Below are 20,048 nucleotides of genomic sequence, written 5' to 3'. Positions count from 1 at the left end.
TCCGAACCACTAAAAAGGAAGGTCTTCGGAAGGTTCTCCCAGGGGGGCTGCGTCGTTGCCGCCTATGCCTTCGATCCCCCCTTCGGGGTGGTGGATGGGAGGATGGGCCGGCCCATCGGTACGTTTATCGAGCATGATGAGGTTATCGCCGACGACTTCCGTCGCAAATTTCTTATTTCCTTCCTTGTCTTCCCAGCTGCGGGTCCTGAGGCGGCCTTCGATATAGACAAGGCTTCCCTTGTGAAGGTATTTTTGCGCCAGCTCGGCAAGGCCCCGCCAAAGAACGACGGTATGCCATTCCGTCTGTGAAATCAGCTTTCCTGCCCTGTCTTTGAATGTCTCCGTCGTCGCTAAAGAGAACTTCGCCACCGCAATATTTCCTTCCAGGTATTGTACGTCAGGATCCTTTCCCAAATTACCTATTAGCATCACCCTGTTTACGCCTCTCATACATCAATGTTTAGAAATGTTTTACAAATCGTCTTATGGAATCCAGCGCCGATTTAAAATTAGCTTTTTTCAGCCAAAAAGATAAATTTTTCCCTTGGTATCCAATGGTCTTTGGAGTCTTCCCCGCTAGAACAAGCTTTGTGCCGGGGTAGGATCGAGCAGCCAGGCGTTTATGAATTTTGGAAAAGCGAACTCCGAAAGCCGGCTGCGGCTGACCCGGATATAGTCGCCGGGCGAGGCGAGTGGGCTTTTAAGCCGTACCGTTAGGAATTGCCCCCGGATGGTTTGGTGGCTGAGCTCCTGCCGGTAGACCTTTGAGATATACCTGACTGTGAGTGATTGTCGGCCAAAGAGTTGCCGTAGGAAATTGGATTCAGGGAGGCGGCTATTATTAAAATAGGCGGGTTCCTCAGTTTCCCAAAGCACAAACTCATAAAGTCCTTCCCAAATATCTTTCGCATTGCGTTGACGGATATACACCTCGCCGTCGAATGTCTCGACGATGAAGTAATAAAACCAGCGTTGCTTTTTCTGAATATTCTTTTCTTTTATGGGGAGTTGTGACGTCCATCCGTTTTGCCATGCCTTGCACTTTGTCTGCTGCATGCAATCTGCACAAAGGGGATTGCGCGGAAGGCATATCGTTGCGCCGAGGTCCATAATGGCCTGGTTATAAATGTCCGGTTGTTGTATATCAAGCAGGGAGTGAGCGAGTTCAGCGTATAATTTTTTTCCTGCAGTGGTATCGATCGGTGTGGAGTTGCCGAAATAGCGGGAGAGCACGCGTGTTACGTTGCCGTCTACGACCGCATGTGGAAGACCAAAGGCGAAAGAGGCGATGGCAGCGGCGGTGTAAGGTCCGATGCCTTTAAGGGTAAGAATTTCCCCATAAGACGTTGGAAACCGTCCATTGTATTCTGCATCAATCTTTTTAGCTGTCGCGATTAAATTGCGGCAACGACTGTAGTAACCCAGACCTTCCCAAAGCTTGAATACTTTTTGTTCGGGCGCTATGGCGAGATCGTGAATGGTCGGAAAAGCCGCAATGAATTTTTCGTAGTAAGCCCAGCCTTGCTGCACGCGTGTTTGTTGGAGGATGACTTCGCTCAACCAGACCTTGTAGGGGTCTTTTTCTCCCTTCCAGGGCATTTCCCGGGAATTTTTTGTTTTATGCCATTTTAGCAAATTTTCGGTAAAATCAGCCATTTTTCAATTCAAAATCAATATTTTAGAGAATCCTTGCAGAAATAAACCAAATCTATTATTTTGACACCCGAATTTAATTTGTGCTCTAATGAGTTGTGAATTAACAATTTTGTTATATATTTAAAATCAGAAACTTATAAAACTTAATCCCCATGAGAAAGGCGGACCTTGTTAACCAAATATCGGAAAAAACAGGTATACCTAAAGTCGACGTTCTGGTAACGTTGGAAACCATGTTCAAAGAAGTGAAAGAAACCCTGTCCCAGGGAGAGAATATTTACATTCGTGGGTTCGGGAGTTTCATCACGAAGAAGCGGGCTGCCAAGATTGGGCGCAACATCAAGAAGAATGTGGCTGTCCATATCCCTGAACATTTTATTCCTGCGTTCAAACCAGCTAAAGAATTCGTTGCAGAAGTAAAAAAGTTGCAGTCGGTGAAGGAAGATCAGCCAAACCCGGACGAAGAGATGTAATTTTGCGTCTCGAATCATTAGCATGAAGAGACAGCAATATCTTGTAGCCGGCACCGGGGTGCTATTATTACTCGCTCTGTATTTTTTTGGCCAAACTGTTCCTCCGCATTCGAAAGTGGAAGCCGCCATCGGCGGAGCTCAGGGTACTTCCCCTGTTAAATCCATTGGTTTACAGGAAATTCGACAAGCCTACGAGGCTAGGTTGACTCCTGTTCAACAATCTTATGTAAGCAGGTTGCAAAACGCTGTGGTAAGAGGAGATGTAAAGACGCAGCAATTGAATGCCAACCGTCAGTTGGCTGATTTCTGGAAGGATTCGGTTCAGGACGGCTTCCTATTGTATGCATACTACACCGGAGAAGCGGCTAAATTGGAAAATTCTGAAAAAAGTCTCACCTTTGCTGCCCAATTAATTTTGCAAGGCTTGAGGGGGCAAGAAGATCCGGCGCTGAAGGGTTGGATGGCCACCGATGCTAAACAGTTGTTTGAAAAGGCGTTAGAGCTGAATCCCAACAATGATTCATCAAAAGTGGGTCTTGGTGCGAGCTACATCTTTGGAAGCTCGGCCGGGAGCCCGATGGAGGTGATGCAGGGGATTCAGCGGATTTTGGAAGTAGCCAGGCGGGATTCCACCAATATGTATGCTCAGTTGATGCTGGGTTGGGGTGGGCTTCAGTCGGGGCAATACGATAAAGCTATTGAACGTTTGACAACCGTTGTTCGACATCAACCTGCCAATATCGAAGCGACACTCCTGCTAGCCGAAGTCAACCAGCAAAAAGGCAACAAAACGGATGCCATCCGTTGGTATGAAGCTGCAAAAAAACTATTAGGAAACCGGGAACCCGAGATGGTGAAAGAGATTGATACGCGTATCAAATCTTTGCAATAGTCGCTGGAATTCTATTTATTAACTTAAAAAAATGTATTGAGTATGCCTTGTGGTAAAAAGCGTAAGCGTCATAAAATTGCGACGCACAAGCGTAAGAAAAGACTGAGAAAGAATCGCCATAAGAAGAAGAACAAGTAGTTGCTTCAACGCTTAAATGGTTGTTGATTGGCCGAGGTTTGAAAGAAAAATGGCTGAAGATGATGGAAAAGTCCGATACGCTTGAATAAGGAACTTATCATAAACGCAACTCCGCAGGGTGTTGAAATAGCTCTTCTTGAAGATAAGAAGCTGGTGGAGCTACACCATGAAAAGGCTGATGCCAGCTTTGCGGTTGGGGATTTATACCTGGGAAAGGTCAAGAAGCTGATCCCTGGTCTGAATGCCGCTTTTGTGGATGTAGGTTTTGAAAAAGACGCTTTTCTCCATTATACGGATCTGAGCCCATACGCCCGGAGTCTGTTGAAATTCACGCAACAGGCGATGAACGATACGGTTCCCGGCGGTTTTGATTTCGGCACCTTCCAGGTGGAACCTGAGATTATCAAGACGGGCAAGATCAACGAGGTTCTTAATGGGAAGCCGCATATCCTTGTACAGATATTGAAGGAGCCAATTGCGGCGAAGGGTCCGCGGCTGAGCTGCGAGATTTCCCTTCCGGGCCGCTTTGTCGTCATCACTCCCTTTAATGATATCGTTGCGGTATCGCGGAAGATCCATTCTTCGGACGAGCGGAAACGCCTGCAGAAGATCGTCGAGGCGATCAAGCCGAAGAACTTCGGCGTCATCGTGCGGACGGCGGCGGAGGGTAAGAATACGGCCGAGCTTCATGAGGATCTGACGGAGCTGGTGGCCACCTGGCAGACCATCAAGCGGAACCTGAAGGGGGCGGTCGCCCCGGCGAAGATCCTCAGCGAGCAGACCAAGACCACGAGCATGCTGCGCGACTTGTTGAACGAAGATTTCAACAAGATCGTTATCAACGACCGTAATATCTTCAACGATACCAAGTCCTATATCCAGCGGATTGCCCCGGATAAGATCGATATTGTTTCGTATTATCACAATGGCAGTCCCATATTCGATCAATTCAGCGTGACCAAACAGGTAAAGGCCGCTTTTGGCAAGACGGTGAACCTACCGAGCGGCGCCTATCTTATCATCGAGCATACGGAAGCCCTTCACGTCATCGATGTGAACAGCGGCTATAAGAGCGTCAGTAACAATCAGGAACAGAATGCCCTGGAAACGAACCTGGAGGCCGCCGAGGAGATCGCGCGGCAGCTGAGGCTTCGGGACCTTGGGGGCATCATTGTCGTGGATTTCATCGATATGAAGCTGCCGGACAACAAACGGAAGCTGATAGAGGCGATGGAAGGGTTTATGAAGACCGACAGGGCGAAGCATGCGGTGCTGCCGATCTCGAAGTTCGGGCTGATGCAGATCACCCGTCAGCGGATGAAGCCCGAGGTGACGATCAACACGCAGGAAGTTTGTCCCACCTGTAATGGAACGGGCAAGATCTCTTCGGCGCTGATCCTCGAGGACGAGATCGAGAAGAACCTCAGCTACCTGATCAATCATCAGCACAAGGACCTCATACTTAGCGTGCATCCGATCATGCATGCCTATCTTACAAAGGGCGGCTTCCTGGGTATCGGCAGCCGTCAGTGGAACTGGCGCTGGAAGTACAAGCAGAAGGTTCGCATCCGCGCCAACACCAATTACCACCTCACGGAATTCCATTTCTTCGACAACCAGGAAGACGAGATCAAGTTATGAAAAGAGGGGCGGCCGATGGCCGCCCCTCCTGCTTTATGGGGTCTTTTTGAGAATCATTTCCTGGCTGGCATAGTTGGTGCCTCCATAGTTGAAGTTTATCTTAAGGTCGATGACACCCACACAATCAAAAACGAAGCCGGTGCCGGTGACAGTTGTTTCCGACGATGGGTCGCCATAGTTGCCGATGTCGGATTTTACAATGGTGGCTGCACCGGTGACCGGGTTTACGTTGACGATCATCGGCCCCGTCTCTACGCCGCCGGCGGGTGCACCGGGATAAACGTATATAGAGATCTGGTTCGCACCCGGACCGTCGACGACCGCATGAGGGATAAGGACGGGATTTGCGGCTGTGGCACCGTAATCATTCCACGAGTCTTTGGTAAGGTAGTAGTCGCCTGCCATATTCCCTGTAAAGGCACAGACGGCGGTCGCATACCAGGTAAGCGCCATATTGTAAGCCGGAAAGCTATTATAGGTGTCGGGGGTATTGGACGTGGAGAATTTCCGTCCGTCTTTCGTGACCACCTGGTTCTGAAGAACGTATTTGTTACCGGGGGCCGGGTTGGCGCCAAGCGCCTGTGAAAGCTCGGCGGTAGATACGCTCAGCACCAGCCCATCGGAGTAGGTCACCGTTTTGATCAATTTCCAGTTCGAGGTATCCTCCGTGTTGGAGCCGGTGGCCGCATAGACGTTGACGGTTGCGACCGCGGCGCCTACGGACTTTCCTATTTTGATCGAAACAGTGCTGGCCGAGTTGCCTACGTCCAGGATTCCGTTGATGGTGGAGTCCAGCGTAATATAGGACCCCATCACCAGGTTGGAGGAATCCCCGGAGATATTCTTTTTAGAGCAGGCGTGAAGCAGTACGAGCATGATTCCCAATACTGCAAATGATATGATGATCTTTTTCATGTGCGTGATTTTAATAGACAAAATTGTCGGGGTTTGTATCCCAGAATACTTTCACATTGGTGGTCGTCTTTTGAACCGCATTCTTATTGTAGTTGGCGTAGACCGAAGCATAAAAGAATGACCGGACAAAATCACCGGGGCTGGGACCAAGCGTGGGCTGCAGGTTATTGGGGCATCCCGTCCTCCTGTAGTTGTTGTAGGTTTCCACACCATTGCCCCAGGCGGCCAGGTAGAATTCCGTTTCGATAATGTTCAATTTGTCAGCAGTGGTTCCGGCGTTCGTGTAGAGGTTGGATACGGTGGTTTCATATTTCTGCTGGTTCGTGGGGGTGATCAGCATATTGGTATCCGAGGTCGGGATCTTGTACCCTATACTAGCCGCAAAACCGGCCACCTTATTGAAGCTGGCGTCCACTCCTTTGATGGTCAACGCCTTTGGATCGCCGGGTGTCCCGAGGACGAGCGCCGCCTCGGCCTTCAGAAAATAAGTATAGGAGGAGAGCCAGATGGGGTTTATCCCATTTCCGCCCGCCCCGGCTTCTCTACCGGTGCTTTGGCCGATGGCAATATTCTGATTGTAATCGAATGCGCCGCCCGCGGGGTAGAGGCCCCACGTGGTGCGAAGGGAATTATCGGGTGGTATCCCTTCGTTATTGCCGTGATCACGTCCCCAGTAGCCGGTATCTACAAGGCAGTAGGGAACTCCCGGAGCGTAGGGATCGGTGCGATACAGGCAGGGTATGGCAAATTGCCTGGTCGTCTGGCTTGCTGTCCGGGAATCGGTGAAGACGTTGTCGATCTGCCGATATAGGTAGTAACGCGCTCTAGGGTCCTGAAAGCCCTTGGCGTCTGCGAGCTCCCACATGAACCATGTACCGATGTAGTCTCCGGCGCCATTATCCGTTCCATAGTTTCCCACATAATGCGATGCCCTTGCGTCGGGCGCCTGGCTATGGGTCGAGTAGGAAAAGGCGAAATCCTGTGATTGAGAATTGATAAGGTCGTCTTCGTTGACAAGATCGGTGATTTTGGCCGCCGCCGTGTTGTCGACCAGTCGGGTTTGGATATACGCCTTGAGCAGCAACGTCTTGGCCAGCGACGTCCAATTGGTCGCATTACCTCCATAGAAAAGATCCGTTGCAGGTTTCACAGACGGTTTTATGGCAAAATTCGCGATCGCCGAATCCAGCAGGGCGATCGCAGAGTCGTAAATAGCCGCCCCTTTGTCGACCTGAGGGTTTGGAACCGCGACTCCCTTGTCGGCCTGCGAATAAGGAATGTCGCCAAACAGGTCGACCATGGTGATCATGGTATACGCCTTTAGCGCCTGGGCGATGCCGGCGTGGACCGTTTCCCCTTTTGCCTCTGCGATTGGAATCATTGTGTTCGCGGTAAGGAACACGTTCTCATAGGCCGTCGACCAGATCCCATCGAAGCTTGTCGGTTGATAAGCATTAAAGTAGGTAGGCCCATACATGATCTCCTGCCTGGTCAGTTGATCGGTGAGGTCGGTGGCGTTTTGGAAAAAGTTCTTAAAACTTATTTGCAGGTTGTTAAGATACAAGTCTGGATCGGCGGCCGAAGGAGAGGGCACGCTTGGATTGTTAAGAAGCGGGCTCAATTGTTTGTTACAAGCCCCCAGGAAAAGTATCCCGAGGCTGGAAAACAGAAATAGCATGAATTTTATTGATCGCATAATAATTCATTTTGAGGGTTAGAATGATAATCTCAGGCTTGCACCAAAGCGGCGGGAGCTGGGACCGGCGAAAAAGTCGAGGCCTTTTGCATTCGTAACACCCAGGCTGTTGACTTCCGGGTCAAAGCGGGTGTATTTGGGAAAATAGGGCGCCAAATACCAGAGGTTTGTGCCCGAGACGCTGAATGAGGCGGCGCCAAAGGGGGTGCCTTTTAGCAGTTTGGCGGGAACGGCAAAGGCCAGGGAGGCCTCCCTCAACCTGATGACGGTTGCATCCCAAATGGATTCCTCGTTGGGGCCGAACCCATAGGAGTTGAAATAGATGTTGTCCACGCTTTGTTGGATATCGTTTGGCGTTCCATCCTGTTTGACGGTGTTGGGGATGGTAAAGGGGAGGGTCCTGTCGAAGTCCGTGTCCTTTGTCACGCCTCTTGCCAGCATAGTTCGGACAGTGTTGGACCACATTTTTCCTCCATGCGTATAGTCGAACTGGATGCGGAAGGTGATATATCTCCACGTAAGTACGGAGATTCCCGTCAGCTTGTACCTGGGCGTGGGATCGCCGATAACGGCGATATCCGAAGAAGACAGGAAGTATCCGTTGTTATCCACGATCTTTTTGCCGCTTTTCGGATCACGCTGCGTGTAGCTTCCCTCCAATATGCCGAGTGGCTTTCCGTTGATGGCAAAGCCGCCCAGGTTGGTATAACCACCGCCGTTCAGCTCGATCTGTTTGATATCGGCCGGGAGGTCATGAACTTTGCTGCGATTGAGGAAGAAGTTGCCTGTAAGGTCCCAGTTAACGTTCTTGTTCCGGATTACGGTGTACGTAACAGATGCCTCGATGCCTTTGTTATCCACGGCGCCGGCGTTGATCGTGGTGGTGCTATAGCCGGTGGAAGCGTCCAATTGCCTGTTGAGGATCTGGTTTTGCGCGGTGCGGAAATAACCGGTCAGGTCGATACCCAGTCTGCTATCAAAGAACTTGCCTTCGATGCCTGCTTCAGTCTCTTTGATCAGTTCCGGTCGCAGGTTGGGATTGGGTACCTGGCTGGGGATGGATGCCACATTGATGACATTTCCGTTCTTGTCGACAAAGGAATTTGTCGACAGGTTGATGTAGGGGCGGGTGTTGTAGGGCGTGGGAAAGTGGGCGCTGGTCGCATAGCCGAGGCGTAGTTTGAGGTAATTGACTACCTTGCTGCGCTGGAGGGCGGGCAGTAACGCGGTTGGGATGAACGATGCGCTCACGCCGGGGTAGAACTGGGTGCGATGGGCAGGCTCCAGCGTAGAGACCCAGTCGTTGCGGGCGTCCCCGGTGACATAAACAAAGTCTTTGTACCCAATGGTAGCCTGACCGAAAACTCCTTCCCTGATCTCTTCCGACTTATAGTCCAGGTCGGAGCCGCCTTCGTCGACGATATCGTGGCTGATGAAGTTGCTGTGGTCAAAGAGACCGAAAACGATCTGTTGGGTACTCTTTTGTCCGTTTTGGCTGAAACGGTCATGGCGCATATCGAAGCCGGTCTCCAGGTCCAGGGAGAAATCCTGGGCGAACGTGGATGAGTAGGTTAGGTATGCAGTATTATTGAGTACGGAGTTTTGGAGATTTGTGGTTCGATAGAGGCCGTTGACGTAACCCGGTCCGCCTTGTTTGCCGCCTTTGTTGACCATCAGGGACTGGTATTCCTGGTAGAGGTCGAGACCGAAGCGGTAGTTGATGGCGAGGCCTTTCACGATGTCGTATTTGAGAGCGAAGGTGCCGAAGGTGCGATAGGTCTTGTCGCCGGAGATGTCATTGGCTGCGGTCCAGCGGGGATTTTCGATATCGTTGCCGTTGCGATAGTAGACGCTCGATCCGTCGACCGGGTTTTGATACGGAAGTCCCATCAAATTGACGCTGCGCGGTGTAAAGATCAGGTCGCCGAATACGGAAGCGACATCGGCGCTGCCGCCGCCGCCGTTGGCGCCAACCGTCGGAGTTTGCATGTCGGTGATCGCGAAGTTCAGCGTAGCATTGGCGGTGAAATTATTGGCCAGTTTAGCGGTGCCACCGATGCCGAAATTGTTCTTGAACACCCGGTTATTCGGTGTGAAGCCATTATCCGCCATATAAGTATAGTTGGCGTTGAAGGTGGTGTTGGGACCCGAAGCGCCCACATTTACGGATGTCGTGCTGATGAGGCCCGTGCGAAAAAAGTCGCGAACATTGTTATTATAATTCCGGAAATCCTGGGTTTTACCTGCGTATTGCGGATAGGCGGCGACGAGCGAAGGCGAGTAGGAAACCTGCAAAGGCGGGTTGGTGAAGAGAGGGCCCCAATTGCTGAATGCGGCCGAAGGTGCCAGGTCAAAGCCGCCGCCATATTTGGAGGTATAGTCCGGGAGGTTGGCGACCTGGTTGGCGAAGAGGGATTGGGATCCGGTGATCTCCATTTTCCTGTTGGTCTTCCGGCCAGAGCCGCCTTTAGTAGTGACAAGGATGACGCCGTTGCGTCCCGCTTCCCCATACAGGGTTGCCGCCGCCAGGCCCTTGAGCACGCTTACACTTTCGATGTCGTTGGCATCCAGGTCGAGAAAACGACTGGTAGAGGAGATGCCGCCGCCGTACTGGAAGCTGTTGTTCACATTGCTGCTTGCGTCGAAGGGTACGCCGTCCACGACAAAAAGGGGGGCGGAGGGGCCTCCTGAGATGGTGCTGATACCGCGGATGGAAATATTGGTTCCCGAGCCGGAGATGCCGCTGGTGGCCAGGATGTCGACACCCGGTGTCTTACCCTGCAGAATCCGGGATACGTCCTCTTCCGGTCTCAACTCGACGTCCTGTTTGCCGACCGTCGTTACGGCATATCCGAGGCTTTTCTTCTCGCGCTTGACCCCCAGGGCGGTAACAACCACTTCGCTCAGGGACAGGTTCGCGGATCGAAGGGCAAAGGTGACGGAAGTGCGGTGATTGACCTGTATCTCCATTGGCTCAAAACCGACCGCCGAGGCAATAAGGGTTGCGTTGCCTGCGGCCCTGATCTTGAACTCTCCGTTCACATCCGCGCTGGTGCCTCCTTTTACACCTTTTATTCGAATACTTGCGTTGGGGATAGGTGACCCGGTGGGGTCGGTAATTTTTCCGGTAATCTCGGAATTCTGGGCAAATAGCCCGATGCCCAAGAGCAGGAAGATGCTCAAGAGGCAACCGTGTAATTTTCTCATGTGTAGAAAGGTTGGTGTGGAAAGTAATTCAAAAATTCCTCCGTGCAACCCAATGCTAAGCAGTGAAGCAGATGAATATAAGAAACTTTGCGTCATCGACCGGGATTTTAACAAAAAAGACCTTTTTGTTAAATGTCGTCGCGACAAGAAAATTGGCCCCCGTGGAAACGGGGGCCGTCTTTCACTGTCAACATTGAGTCACACATTCTTATCGCCTGCCGGTGCCTGGCCCAGCAGGGTGACACCGGTGGCGATCATTTCGTTAAGGGAATTGTTGCCCGTGTTGAGGACTGCGATCAGAGTGACAGCCGCCACTCTTCCTTTGATTGTTTTGTCGATCGGGATCGCAGAATTAAAAAAGGGAGGGTCAGTGGGATGATCGGTGATCTTGCCTGAGACCTCTGTAGTTTGAGCGCGGAGCCCTTGGCCGATGAGCAGCAGGATGCCCACCAGCAAGCAGTGAAGTTTTCTCATGTGTAGTTATTAATAGTGAAAAATGCTTTTTGCCTTTCACTATGGTCAGCAATGGCGCTAACTAACGTTAAGACCATATCAGATTGAAACTAAGGACCTTACATACCTGCCTTACTTCTATCCGACGTTAGCTTTGGTTCAATTAAATTAGTGCTTTTTTAATTAGAATTTAATTGAGATTAACATTTTTTTTAGAAATTCCCTGTTAGCAAATTTTAGCCAGGAGCAATATAATCATTATCAGACAATTGTAACTAGCTCAAAAGCATAGGAAACCTTCTTAAAAAAACTTGCATGCCAACAAATTCCAATCCGACAGGGTTCGGGGATAGGATGGCTTAAATGCTTCTTTTCAATAATATAAGGCGGAGGAGGGTGAGTATTAAAAATAACAAGATTATTGTAGAAACCGATCGAATGTCAGAAAAAATAAATTTGATTTTTGAGGTGTTTCGAGGAAAAAATTCTTTTAAAAAATTTTGGGGATTTCGTGCGCTTAATATTCAATCCTTTAAAAAAAACGAGGGTGTTGGCGGTGCTTTTTTGTCGCTCATAATATATTGTTTATTAATTTGTTACGAGCTTTTTTGAGAACTATCCAAGACGGCCCTGGAGGGGGTTAAAGTTATTCACACCGCGAAAAATTTATTTTGCAATGTGGCGCTAATTTGTAATTTAGTGCAAGAATTTAATGGGTTAGTAAGTAAGGGGTCGGCGATTTAGCTGGCCCTTTTACTTTTTACAAACTTCTCCTTTTCTTCCGCTGATTTACCCGTTTGTTTTTCATTTTGAAGCATTGGTTTTCCAATTTAGGGAACGATAAGATTAATTTTACCGCATGAGTAAGATCAAGACGGCATTTTTTTGCAGCAACTGTGGTTATGAAAGTGCAAAATGGCTTGGCAAGTGTCCATCCTGTGAACAATGGAACACTTTTGTAGAGGAAGTGATCACAAAAGATAACCGGCTTGAAGAACGGGACTGGAAAAAATTCGGCACGGATAAAAAGGAGAGCCGGACTTTATCCCTTCATGAGGTGGTGAGTGCCGGCGAGAAAAGGATCAACAGCGCGGATGCGGAGTTGAACCGGGTGCTTGGTGGCGGGATCGTAGCCGGAAGCATCGTGCTTGTTGCGGGCGAGCCGGGTATCGGCAAGAGCACGCTCTTTCTTCAGAATGGTTTGCTGCTGACCGGTATCCGGACCCTATACATCAGCGGGGAAGAAAGCGAACAGCAGATCAAGATGCGGGCGGACCGGTTGAACATCCGCAATGACGACTTCTATTTGCTGACGGAGACGTCGACACAGGTGATCTTCCAGGAGATAAAGAAGCTGAAGCCACAGCTGGTGATCGTCGATAGCATTCAGACCCTGCAGTCTCCCTACATCGAATCCTCGGCGGGCAGCGTCTCGCAGATTCGCGAATGCACGGCCGAATTCCAGCGTTTCGCGAAAGAGACCAATACCCCGGTGTTCCTGATCGGTCATATCACAAAGGACGGAAGCATTGCCGGTCCAAAGGTGCTGGAGCATATGGTGGACACGGTGTTGCAATTCGAGGGCGACCGTCATTATGCCTATCGCATCCTGCGTACGTTAAAGAACCGGTTCGGCAGTACGGCCGAGCTTGGCATCTATGAAATGACCGAGGGGGGCATGAGGGGCGTCAGCAATCCAAGCGAGCTCCTGATCACTCAGAAAGAGGAACAACTCAGCGGGATCGCTATTGCGGCGACGATCGAAGGCGTACGGCCCCTGCTGATCGAGGTCCAGGCGCTCGTGACGCAGTCCGTATACGGCACGCCGCAGCGGACGGTCAGCGGTCATGATCTGCGCCGGCTTCAGCTGCTGCTGGCGGTACTTGAGAAAAGGGGGGGCTTTCATTTCGGAGTAAAGGATGTGTTCCTGAACATCGCGGGCGGGATAAAAGTGGAAGACCCCTCGATCGACCTGGCGGTGTTGTGCGCCCTGCTAAGCAGCTATGAGGACGTTCCGGTTTCGCCCCGAGTCTGTTTTGCGGGTGAGGTCGGGCTCAGTGGAGAGATCAGGGCGGTCAACCGGATCGAACAACGGATCGCCGAAGCCGAAAAGCTGGGTTTCGAGCGGATCTTCGTTTCCAAATACAATCAAAAAGGGGTCGGTGGCCAAAAATTCGATATCGAAGTGGTTCCCGTAGGCCGGGTAGAGGAAGTGTATAAGCAATTGTTTTAACGCATTAACGTTAAAGTGACATGAAGAATCGACTGCTGTTGCTTTTTCCGGTCGTCCTGCTGGTGTTTGCTATCGCATGCCGGAAGAATAATTTTATCACTTCATCGAATGCCGTTATCCAGGTCTCCGCGGACACGCTTTTCTTCGATACCGTCTTTGTCTCCACAGGATCCATCACCGAGTTCGTGAAGATCGTCAATGCCAACAACCAGAAGCTGAGGTTGTCATCGGTCCGGCTGATGGGGGGAAGCGCGTCCTGTTTTCATCTTAATATCAACGGCGTGGCCGGGCCGGAGCGGGATAATATCGACCTCGATGCCGGCGACAGCCTTTATATCTTCGCCGCCGTGCAGATCGATCCGCGATCGGCAGGTCTTCCTTTCGTCGTACAGGACAGCATCGAGGTGGCCTTTAACGGGAACAAGCGATTCATCCAGCTGCAGGCCTATGGACAGAACGCCCATTTTCTCCGCAATGCGGTGCTGACCGGTTCTACAATCTGGGATAACCAGCTGCCCTATGTCATCCTTGGCGGGCTGCGGGTGGACAGCAATGCGCGGCTGACGATCCAGCCGGGAACAAAGGTTTATTTCCACGCCGATGCTCCGCTGCTCGTGGACGGGTCGCTGGTGGTCGACGGCGAGAAATATGACAGCACGAAGGTGTCTTTCCAGGGGGACCGGCGCGATGCGCCCTACAACAGTTTCCCGGGCGGATTTCCGGGTATTTATTTCCGTGAGACGAGCACGGGGAATCATCTGCGATACGCCGTGATCCGGAATGCCTATCAGGCGGTAGTGGTGTTGTCGCCGCCCGCGGGTACGACGCCGAAAGTGTTTCTGGAGCAATGTATCATCGATAATAGCTATGATGCGGGGATACTGGCGGTCGGAGGCAGCCTGCAGGCCAACAATTGCCTGATCAGCAATTGCGGGAAGAATGTGGTCATCGGCGGCGGCGGAAGCTATCAATTCCTCCAGTGCACGGCGGCCTCCTATTCGAACACGCTGATGACCCATAGCCAGCCGGTGCTGGCTATCGCCGATGTGGTGCAGCAGGGCAGCTCGACAGTGTCGGGCGATCTGCAAGCCGGCTTCACCAATTGTATATTCTGGGGCGGCAATGGAAGCGTAGACAACGAGGTAGTCGTTAGCCGCCAGGGCACCCATGCCTTCAATATCGGTTTTACGAATTGCCTTTGGAAGGTAAAGGCTGCGCCGACCGGCGTGACGGCTGCGGGGATGATCGCCAACCAGGACCCGCAGTTTGACAGTGTCAATAATTCACGCCTTTACTACAATTTTCATCTCCGGGCCGGCAGCCCGGCGGCGGGAGTTGGGGCGGGGACAGCCCTGGTGACGGATCTGGACGGGAATCCGCGGCCGGCTTTGTCGCCTGACCTGGGAGCCTATCAACGTCAGTAGTTACTCATTTTAATCGTAGCGCAACGGTTCTGCCACAAATTTGGTAACTTGGATGTCTCATTTTAATCAAAAATCATCCATCTTATGGTACGCGTACTTTTGCTTTCGCTGTTCTTGCTTGCCAGCGCACCCAGTAGCATATATGACTTCAAAGTGACCGGTCTCGACGGCAAGCCCCTGGATATCGCCAAATATAAAGGCAAGAAAATACTGATCGTCAATACCGCGAGCAAGTGCGGCTATACTCCGCAATACGCCGATCTGGAGAAATTATACGAGCAGTATAAGGACAAGCTGGTAGTAATAGGTTTCCCCGCCAACAATTTCGGGCAGCAGGAACCCGGAACGGCGACGGAGATCACGGAATTCTGCACCAAGAATTATGGCGTCACCTTCCCCATGGCGGAGAAAGGGGATGTGATCGGGGAAAATATCCAGCCCTTGTTCAAGTATCTGACGGACGAGGCGCACAAGCTGGGCGTTGCCGATCCGGTGGTCAAATGGAATTTCACGAAGTTCCTGGTCGATGAGAACGGCAAGCTGGTGGCGGTGTTCCCCAGTAAGGTGAAGCCGATGGATCCGGACATCTTAAAATGTCTGAACTAAAAAGAAAGGGTCTCGTTTGAGGCCCTTTCCCCGGCGTTCGCGTAGCGCGCCGGACATTAGCGGGAAAAAGAGGGCGGTGCGATTTTTTCTTGTCGCGCCGTCCTCTTTTTCTATTTTTGCGGAATGTCGTTCGCATCCGTTATCGGGCAGGCGCCGGTAAAACAACATTTGGTGGAATTGGTCCACAGCAACCGGTTGAGTCATGCCCTTCTGTTCTTGGGCCCTGAGGGAAGCGGCGCCCTGCCGCTTGCGCTTGCCTTTGCGCAATATGTCGTCTGTGAGCAGCCCAGGGCCGGAGACGCCTGCGGGGTTTGCCCGCCCTGTGTCAAAGCAAAACAATTGATCCATCCGGACATTCATTATTCCTACCCGGTGATCCCTAAAAAATCGGGGGACAAACCGGTCAGCACCGACTATGGCGCCGAATGGCGGGAGTTCATCGGGCAACACCCCTATGGGAATGCCTATGACTGGCTTCAGTTCATCGGCGCCGAGAACAAGCAGGGAAATATTACGGCGCAGGAGTGTAACGATATTATCCACAAATTGAACCTGAAGAGCTTCGAGAGCGGCTATAAGATCCTGATCATGTGGATGCCGGAGTATCTGGGGAACGAGGGGAACAAGCTGCTGAAGCTGATCGAAGAGCCCCCGGCCAATACGCTTTTCCTGCTGGTGGCCGAAAACGAGTCGCTGATCCTGCAAACGATCCTTTCCCGGACCCAGCTGGTCAAGGTGCCGCTGCCTGAAACCGCGGATATCGAGCAGGCGCTGATCGAGCGCGCTAAGATCGGGGCCGAACAGGCGCGGCCAATCGCGGTGCTCTGTGAAGGCAATTATCATGAAGCCCTGCAGCTAATACGCCATGCGGAGGACGACTGGCAGGGGGTGTTGCGGGAGTGGCTGAATGCGATCCTCAAGAACGGGCCCATCGCCCAGGTCAAATGGATCGATGAGATCAGCAAATCCGGTCGGGAGCGGCAAAAGCAGTTCCTGCGGTATTTCAACCATTTGCTGGAGCAGTCGATCCGGCTCCGGTTCATCGGGGCGGAAGGGCTGCCAATGCCTGCCGGCGAAAGAGATATTGCTCTGAAATTGAACAAGATAGCCGATGTCGCCCAGCAGCAGGCAATCATTGAGGAGCTGGACCGGGCCGCCTACTATATCGAGCGCAACGCGCACGCGAAGATGCTTTTTCATGCGTTGACCATCAAGGTGTACCATATTCTGGCAGACCGCAAGCTTATGGTAGTGAATTAAAGTGTATATTTGGCCATGGCCCTTCGAGGCCAGGTGAAAGAAGTGAAACCCCGAAGTGGGCCGGTCGTGAAGAGTGAATATGTGATCAGCACCGGTTCCATAGGAAAACTGTTATTCTTGTATTCAGCATATTTTTCTACCTACGTCTACAAGTAGCATCTTCCTGCCTGTACGGGTCGCTCTTCTGCTCACGTCCCGGCTAAACCGGGGCTCTCATATAACATTTTTTTTAATTCTTAATTCATTTAAGATATGGGATGTAGCAATTGCGGAACATCCAAAGGGGGTAAACCCACGGGATGTAAGAGCAATGGAGGCTGTAGTACGGGTGGTTGCAACCGGATGAATGTCTACGATTGGCTGTCCAATCTTCCGCTCACCGAGGCGGATGGCGGATGCCGGATCATCGAAGTAAGTTTTAACAAGGGCAGCCGGAAGGAGTTTTATCGGAATGCCACGACGCAGGTGTTCGAGCGCGGAGATTGCGTCAGCGTGGAAGGGGTAAGCGGATTTGACGTGGGGGAAGTATCGATGACGGGCGAGTTGGTTCGGCTGCAACTGAAAAAGAAAGGCGTAGAAGAACGCAACCCTGATTTTAAAAAAGTATTACGGCGGGCCAGCGACCGTGACCTGGAGGTGATGCAACAGAACAAGGCCCGGGAGAAGGAAGCATTGGTCAAGAGCCGTGCTATCGCCCGGAAGCTCAAGCTGGAGATGAAGATGAGCGAAGTGGAGATCCAGGCCGATGGCCGAAAGGCTACTTTCTTTTACATCGCCGACGACCGGGTCGATTTCCGGGAGTTGATAAAGGTATATGCCGGGGAGTTCCGGCTGAAGGTTGAGATGCGGCAGATCGGAGCGCGGCAGGAAGCCGCCAAGGTAGGCGGGGTCGGAAGCTGTGGCCGGGAATTGTGCTGCGCCACCTGGCTGACCGATTTCAAATCGGTGAATACGACTGCGGCGCGGTATCAGAACCTGTCTATCAATCAAAGCAAGCTGAGCGGGCAGTGCGGCCGGTTGAAATGTTGTCTGAACTATGAGTTAGACACTTACCTGGATGCCCTCCAGAATTTTCCCGAGAACGCGGATTCCTTGCAGGTGGCCAAGGGTACGGCCAGCCTGGTCAAGAAAGATATCTTCAAGAACCTGATGTGGTATGTCCTGCCGGATAGCAACAAGCAGTATCCGCTGACCATCGAGCGCGTGCGGAAGATCCGGCAGATGAACCTCCAGAACCAGGTTCCGGACACCCTCGATCCGATCGAGGTGAGCACGGGCAAGCCGAAGGAAGTCGAAAGTCCGTATGTCGATCTCGTCGGGCAGATCAGCCTCAAGACCCTGGAAAAGGCCGACCGCAAGAAAAAGCACGGTCATCATAAGCACCAGGCGCAGCACGGTGCGGGTCGTGGCCGCGGTGGCGAGAATTCGGGGCGTGGCGGTGAGAACGGCGGCAAGCCCGAGGGCGGCGGCGGCAATCGCGGTGGCCGCGACAGCCGGGGTGGAAACCAGGGCGGTGGCAATGAGCGGGGTGGTAACCAGGGCGGCGGCAACCAGGGCGGCGGTGGAAATCCTGGCCAACGGGGTTCCGGAAATCCGGGCAACCGGGAGGCAAAGAAAACGGGCGCTCCTCCCCCCGAGAAGAAAAGCTAATTTTTACAATTGTTAAAGTTGGGCTGACAGTTTAGCAGACTGCCGGTGTTGTTGTTACTTTTGTATACTATTTGTACATTGTTGATCACAATGCGGACCACGGGTCCGCAGGCCGAAGGCCCATCATTAGCCGTGCAGCGGGGGGATGGGTATCTTTGGAATATCCCATCCCTCGCTGCACATAAACTCTATAACTATGGCACTTTTTGAATCCGGTAATCCTACCCTCTCCGACAAGATCTTCAACAGAAGTTTGAATCCGGCCAATACCGATACGATGACGGTGCGCGGATCGATCCAGAAGTTTGGATTTCTGCTGTTAATGGTGGCTGCCGGGGCCGCATATACCTGGAAACTGTATTCCGAGTTCAAGTTCCCCACGATGATGACGCTGATGTGGGTGGGCCTGATCGGCGGATTGGTCTCGGCTTTGATCATCTCTTTTAAACCGACTACGGCAAGATGGCTTTCGCCCGCCTATGGCCTGCTGGAAGGTCTGGCGTTGGGTGCGCTATCGGCGATCATCAATGATGCCTTTAAGAAATCATATCCAGGTATCGTGCTGCAGGCGGTGATGCTGACCTTTGCGGTGGCTTTTGCAATGTTCCTGCTTTATAATTTCCGGATCATCAAACCGACCCAGAAGTTCAGAGCGGTCATTATCGGCGCCACGATGGGAATCGGCGTGTTCTATCTGGTGTGGATGGTACTTGGCTTCTTTGGCGTGAATCTGAGCTTTATGGCCTGGGGCAATGGTAGTCCGCTGGGCATCGGTATCAGCCTGGTAGTCGTTGCGATCGCCGCATTGAGCCTGATCCTCGATTTCGAGCAGATCGAGACCGGCGCAGCAATGGGTGCCCCCAAGTACATGGAATGGTATGGCGCGTTTGGTCTGCTGGTGACGATGGTGTGGTTGTATATTGAAATTTTAAAACTATTAAGTCGATTCGCTAATAATAGGAATTAACAAAAAGCCCGGCTGACGCCGGGCTTTTTGTTTAATCTCCGTCAAGCAGGTTTCCAAGCCCTCCGAGTATACTCCCCTCTTCGCGGCGATGGCCGAACTGCGGGCTGTATTGAATGATGCGGGAGGCCAGCCGGCTGATGGGCAGGGACTGCAACCATACCTTGCCGGGTCCGCGCATCACGGCGAAGAAGAGGCCTTCGCCGCCGAACATCCAGTTCCGGATGCCGCGGATAAATTCGATATCGAAATCGACGCTGGGCTGAAAGGCGACGACACAGCCGGTATCCACCTTGAGGACCTCACCCGGCTGCAATTGTTTCTCGACGATGTAACCGCCGGCATGGACAAAGGCCAGCCCATCGCCGTCGAGCTTCTCCATGATAAATCCTTCTCCGCCGAAGATGCCGGTTCCAAGGCGGCGCTGGAAGGCGATGCCCACGCTGACGCCTTTGGCGGCGCAGAGAAAGGCGTCCTTTTGAGCGATGATAGTGCCGCCGAGCTGTTGCAGGTCGAGGGGAATGATCTTCCCCGTATAAGGTGCTGCAAAGCTGACACGGCGTTTGCCCTGCCCGACATTGGTAAAGGCCGTCATGAACAGGTTCTCGCCGACGAGCACCCGTTTGCCGGCATTCATGAGCCGGCCGAGAAGACCGCCCTGGTTGGAGGCGGCGGAGCCGTCCCCAAAGATCGTCTCCATCTGGATGCCGTCATCCATCATCATGAATCCGCCCGGCTCGCCGATGACGGTCTCGCCCGGGTCGAGCTCCACCTCGACGAACTGGAGCTCTTCCCCATAGATTTTATAATCGATCTCGTGATTGTTGCGCATAGTTTTCT

The 20,048-nt window shown here is 52.1% G+C and carries 16 protein-coding genes; 9 read left to right on the top strand and 7 right to left on the bottom strand.

The window, feature by feature from the left end; translation table 11 throughout:
- Positions 1–9 precede the first annotated feature (9 nt).
- Together VHE34_RS19910 and mutY are read right to left on the bottom strand one after the other, a co-directional pair.
- Positions 10–450 carry a single-stranded DNA-binding protein gene (locus VHE34_RS19910; RefSeq protein ID WP_325590896.1) on the bottom strand — a complete coding sequence of 147 codons (441 nt, stop codon included), beginning with the start codon at positions 448–450 and terminating at the stop codon, positions 10–12.
- Positions 451–576: 126 nt separating this feature from the next.
- Positions 577–1,656, bottom strand: a complete 1,080-nt coding sequence (gene mutY / locus VHE34_RS19905; RefSeq protein ID WP_325590894.1) for an A/G-specific adenine glycosylase — start codon at positions 1,654–1,656, stop codon at positions 577–579.
- Positions 1,657–1,808: 152 nt separating this feature from the next.
- On the opposite strand from mutY, the gene VHE34_RS19900 reads away from it, so the two are divergent.
- The 3 genes from VHE34_RS19900 to VHE34_RS19890 all read left to right on the top strand — a co-directional run bounded on the left by VHE34_RS19900 (position 1,809) and on the right by VHE34_RS19890 (position 4,800).
- Positions 1,809–2,129, top strand: a complete 321-nt coding sequence (locus VHE34_RS19900) for an HU family DNA-binding protein (protein ID WP_303589791.1) — start codon at positions 1,809–1,811, stop codon at positions 2,127–2,129.
- 22 nt (positions 2,130–2,151) lie between these two features.
- On the top strand, positions 2,152–3,021 hold the full coding sequence (locus tag VHE34_RS19895) for a tetratricopeptide repeat protein (protein ID WP_325590889.1): 870 nt from the start codon (positions 2,152–2,154) through the stop codon (positions 3,019–3,021).
- A 219-nt stretch (positions 3,022–3,240) separates the two neighbouring features.
- Positions 3,241–4,800 carry an Rne/Rng family ribonuclease gene (locus VHE34_RS19890; RefSeq protein ID WP_325590882.1) on the top strand — a complete coding sequence of 520 codons (1,560 nt, stop codon included), beginning with the start codon at positions 3,241–3,243 and terminating at the stop codon, positions 4,798–4,800.
- Positions 4,801–4,833: 33 nt separating this feature from the next.
- On the opposite strand, the gene VHE34_RS19885 is transcribed toward VHE34_RS19890, so the two are convergent.
- The 4 genes from VHE34_RS19885 to VHE34_RS19870 all read right to left on the bottom strand — a co-directional run bounded on the left by VHE34_RS19885 (position 4,834) and on the right by VHE34_RS19870 (position 11,092).
- Positions 4,834–5,715 carry a hypothetical protein gene (locus VHE34_RS19885; protein ID WP_325590880.1) on the bottom strand — a complete coding sequence of 294 codons (882 nt, stop codon included), beginning with the start codon at positions 5,713–5,715 and terminating at the stop codon, positions 4,834–4,836.
- Positions 5,716–5,725: 10 nt separating this feature from the next.
- Complete coding sequence (locus VHE34_RS19880) at positions 5,726–7,393, bottom strand: SusD/RagB family nutrient-binding outer membrane lipoprotein (RefSeq protein ID WP_325590878.1); 1,668 nt, start codon at positions 7,391–7,393, stop codon at positions 5,726–5,728.
- 36 nt (positions 7,394–7,429) lie between these two features.
- Positions 7,430–10,618 (bottom strand): SusC/RagA family TonB-linked outer membrane protein, encoded by a 3,189-nt coding sequence (locus tag VHE34_RS19875; RefSeq protein WP_325590876.1) that lies wholly within the window; start codon positions 10,616–10,618, stop codon positions 7,430–7,432.
- Between the two features lie 198 nt (positions 10,619–10,816).
- Positions 10,817–11,092, bottom strand: coding sequence for a hypothetical protein (locus VHE34_RS19870; RefSeq protein ID WP_325590874.1), 276 nt, complete (start codon positions 11,090–11,092; stop codon positions 10,817–10,819).
- An 838-nt stretch (positions 11,093–11,930) separates the two neighbouring features.
- Between VHE34_RS19870 and radA the strand changes: the two genes are divergently transcribed.
- From radA to VHE34_RS19840, 6 genes are all read left to right on the top strand, one after another.
- A complete protein-coding gene (gene radA / locus VHE34_RS19865) occupies positions 11,931–13,304 on the top strand; it encodes a DNA repair protein RadA (RefSeq protein WP_325590872.1) in 1,374 nt (457 codons plus the stop codon).
- Between the two features lie 20 nt (positions 13,305–13,324).
- Positions 13,325–14,728 carry a choice-of-anchor Q domain-containing protein gene (locus VHE34_RS19860; protein ID WP_325590870.1) on the top strand — a complete coding sequence of 468 codons (1,404 nt, stop codon included), beginning with the start codon at positions 13,325–13,327 and terminating at the stop codon, positions 14,726–14,728.
- A gap of 84 nt (positions 14,729–14,812) precedes the next feature.
- Entirely contained in the window at positions 14,813–15,334 is a 522-nt protein-coding gene (locus tag VHE34_RS19855) for a glutathione peroxidase (protein ID WP_325590868.1), read from the top strand.
- 123 nt (positions 15,335–15,457) lie between these two features.
- Entirely contained in the window at positions 15,458–16,594 is a 1,137-nt protein-coding gene (locus tag VHE34_RS19850; RefSeq protein WP_325590865.1) for a hypothetical protein, read from the top strand.
- Between the two features lie 252 nt (positions 16,595–16,846).
- The gene (locus VHE34_RS19845; RefSeq protein ID WP_325590863.1) at positions 16,847–18,244 is read left to right on the top strand and encodes a regulatory iron-sulfur-containing complex subunit RicT; all 1,398 of its coding nucleotides are present in this window, start codon (positions 16,847–16,849) and stop codon (positions 18,242–18,244) included.
- A 196-nt stretch (positions 18,245–18,440) separates the two neighbouring features.
- Entirely contained in the window at positions 18,441–19,211 is a 771-nt protein-coding gene (locus tag VHE34_RS19840; protein WP_325590860.1) for a Bax inhibitor-1/YccA family protein, read from the top strand.
- A gap of 31 nt (positions 19,212–19,242) precedes the next feature.
- On the opposite strand, the gene VHE34_RS19835 is transcribed toward VHE34_RS19840, so the two are convergent.
- Positions 19,243–20,040: a TIGR00266 family protein gene (locus tag VHE34_RS19835; protein WP_325590858.1), complete on the bottom strand. Its 798-nt coding sequence runs from the start codon at positions 20,038–20,040 to the stop codon at positions 19,243–19,245.
- Between the last annotated feature and the right edge of the window lie 8 nt (positions 20,041–20,048).

The sequence above is a fragment of the Puia sp. genome (genome assembly GCF_035546395.1).
Lineage (GTDB): Bacteria > Bacteroidota > Bacteroidia > Chitinophagales > Chitinophagaceae > Puia.
This window is presented reverse-complemented; position numbering and strand designations above follow the sequence as displayed.

Excerpts from the sequence above, each read along its gene's own strand:
- VHE34_RS19910 (WP_325590896.1), bottom strand. The coding sequence starts at position 450 with ATGAGAGGCGTAAACAGGGTGATGCTAATAGGTAATTTGGGAAAGGAT.
- mutY (WP_325590894.1), bottom strand. The coding sequence starts at position 1,656 with ATGGCTGATTTTACCGAAAATTTGCTAAAATGGCATAAAACAAAAAAT.
- VHE34_RS19900 (WP_303589791.1), top strand. The coding sequence starts at position 1,809 with ATGAGAAAGGCGGACCTTGTTAACCAAATATCGGAAAAAACAGGTATA.
- VHE34_RS19895 (WP_325590889.1), top strand. The coding sequence starts at position 2,152 with ATGAAGAGACAGCAATATCTTGTAGCCGGCACCGGGGTGCTATTATTA.
- VHE34_RS19885 (WP_325590880.1), bottom strand. The coding sequence starts at position 5,715 with ATGAAAAAGATCATCATATCATTTGCAGTATTGGGAATCATGCTCGTA.
- VHE34_RS19880 (WP_325590878.1), bottom strand. The coding sequence starts at position 7,393 with ATGCTATTTCTGTTTTCCAGCCTCGGGATACTTTTCCTGGGGGCTTGT.
- VHE34_RS19875 (WP_325590876.1), bottom strand. The coding sequence starts at position 10,618 with ATGAGAAAATTACACGGTTGCCTCTTGAGCATCTTCCTGCTCTTGGGC.
- VHE34_RS19870 (WP_325590874.1), bottom strand. The coding sequence starts at position 11,092 with ATGAGAAAACTTCACTGCTTGCTGGTGGGCATCCTGCTGCTCATCGGC.
- radA (WP_325590872.1), top strand. The coding sequence starts at position 11,931 with ATGAGTAAGATCAAGACGGCATTTTTTTGCAGCAACTGTGGTTATGAA.
- VHE34_RS19860 (WP_325590870.1), top strand. The coding sequence starts at position 13,325 with ATGAAGAATCGACTGCTGTTGCTTTTTCCGGTCGTCCTGCTGGTGTTT.
- VHE34_RS19855 (WP_325590868.1), top strand. The coding sequence starts at position 14,813 with ATGGTACGCGTACTTTTGCTTTCGCTGTTCTTGCTTGCCAGCGCACCC.
- VHE34_RS19850 (WP_325590865.1), top strand. The coding sequence starts at position 15,458 with ATGTCGTTCGCATCCGTTATCGGGCAGGCGCCGGTAAAACAACATTTG.
- VHE34_RS19845 (WP_325590863.1), top strand. The coding sequence starts at position 16,847 with ATGGGATGTAGCAATTGCGGAACATCCAAAGGGGGTAAACCCACGGGA.
- VHE34_RS19840 (WP_325590860.1), top strand. The coding sequence starts at position 18,441 with ATGGCACTTTTTGAATCCGGTAATCCTACCCTCTCCGACAAGATCTTC.
- VHE34_RS19835 (WP_325590858.1), bottom strand. The coding sequence starts at position 20,040 with ATGCGCAACAATCACGAGATCGATTATAAAATCTATGGGGAAGAGCTC.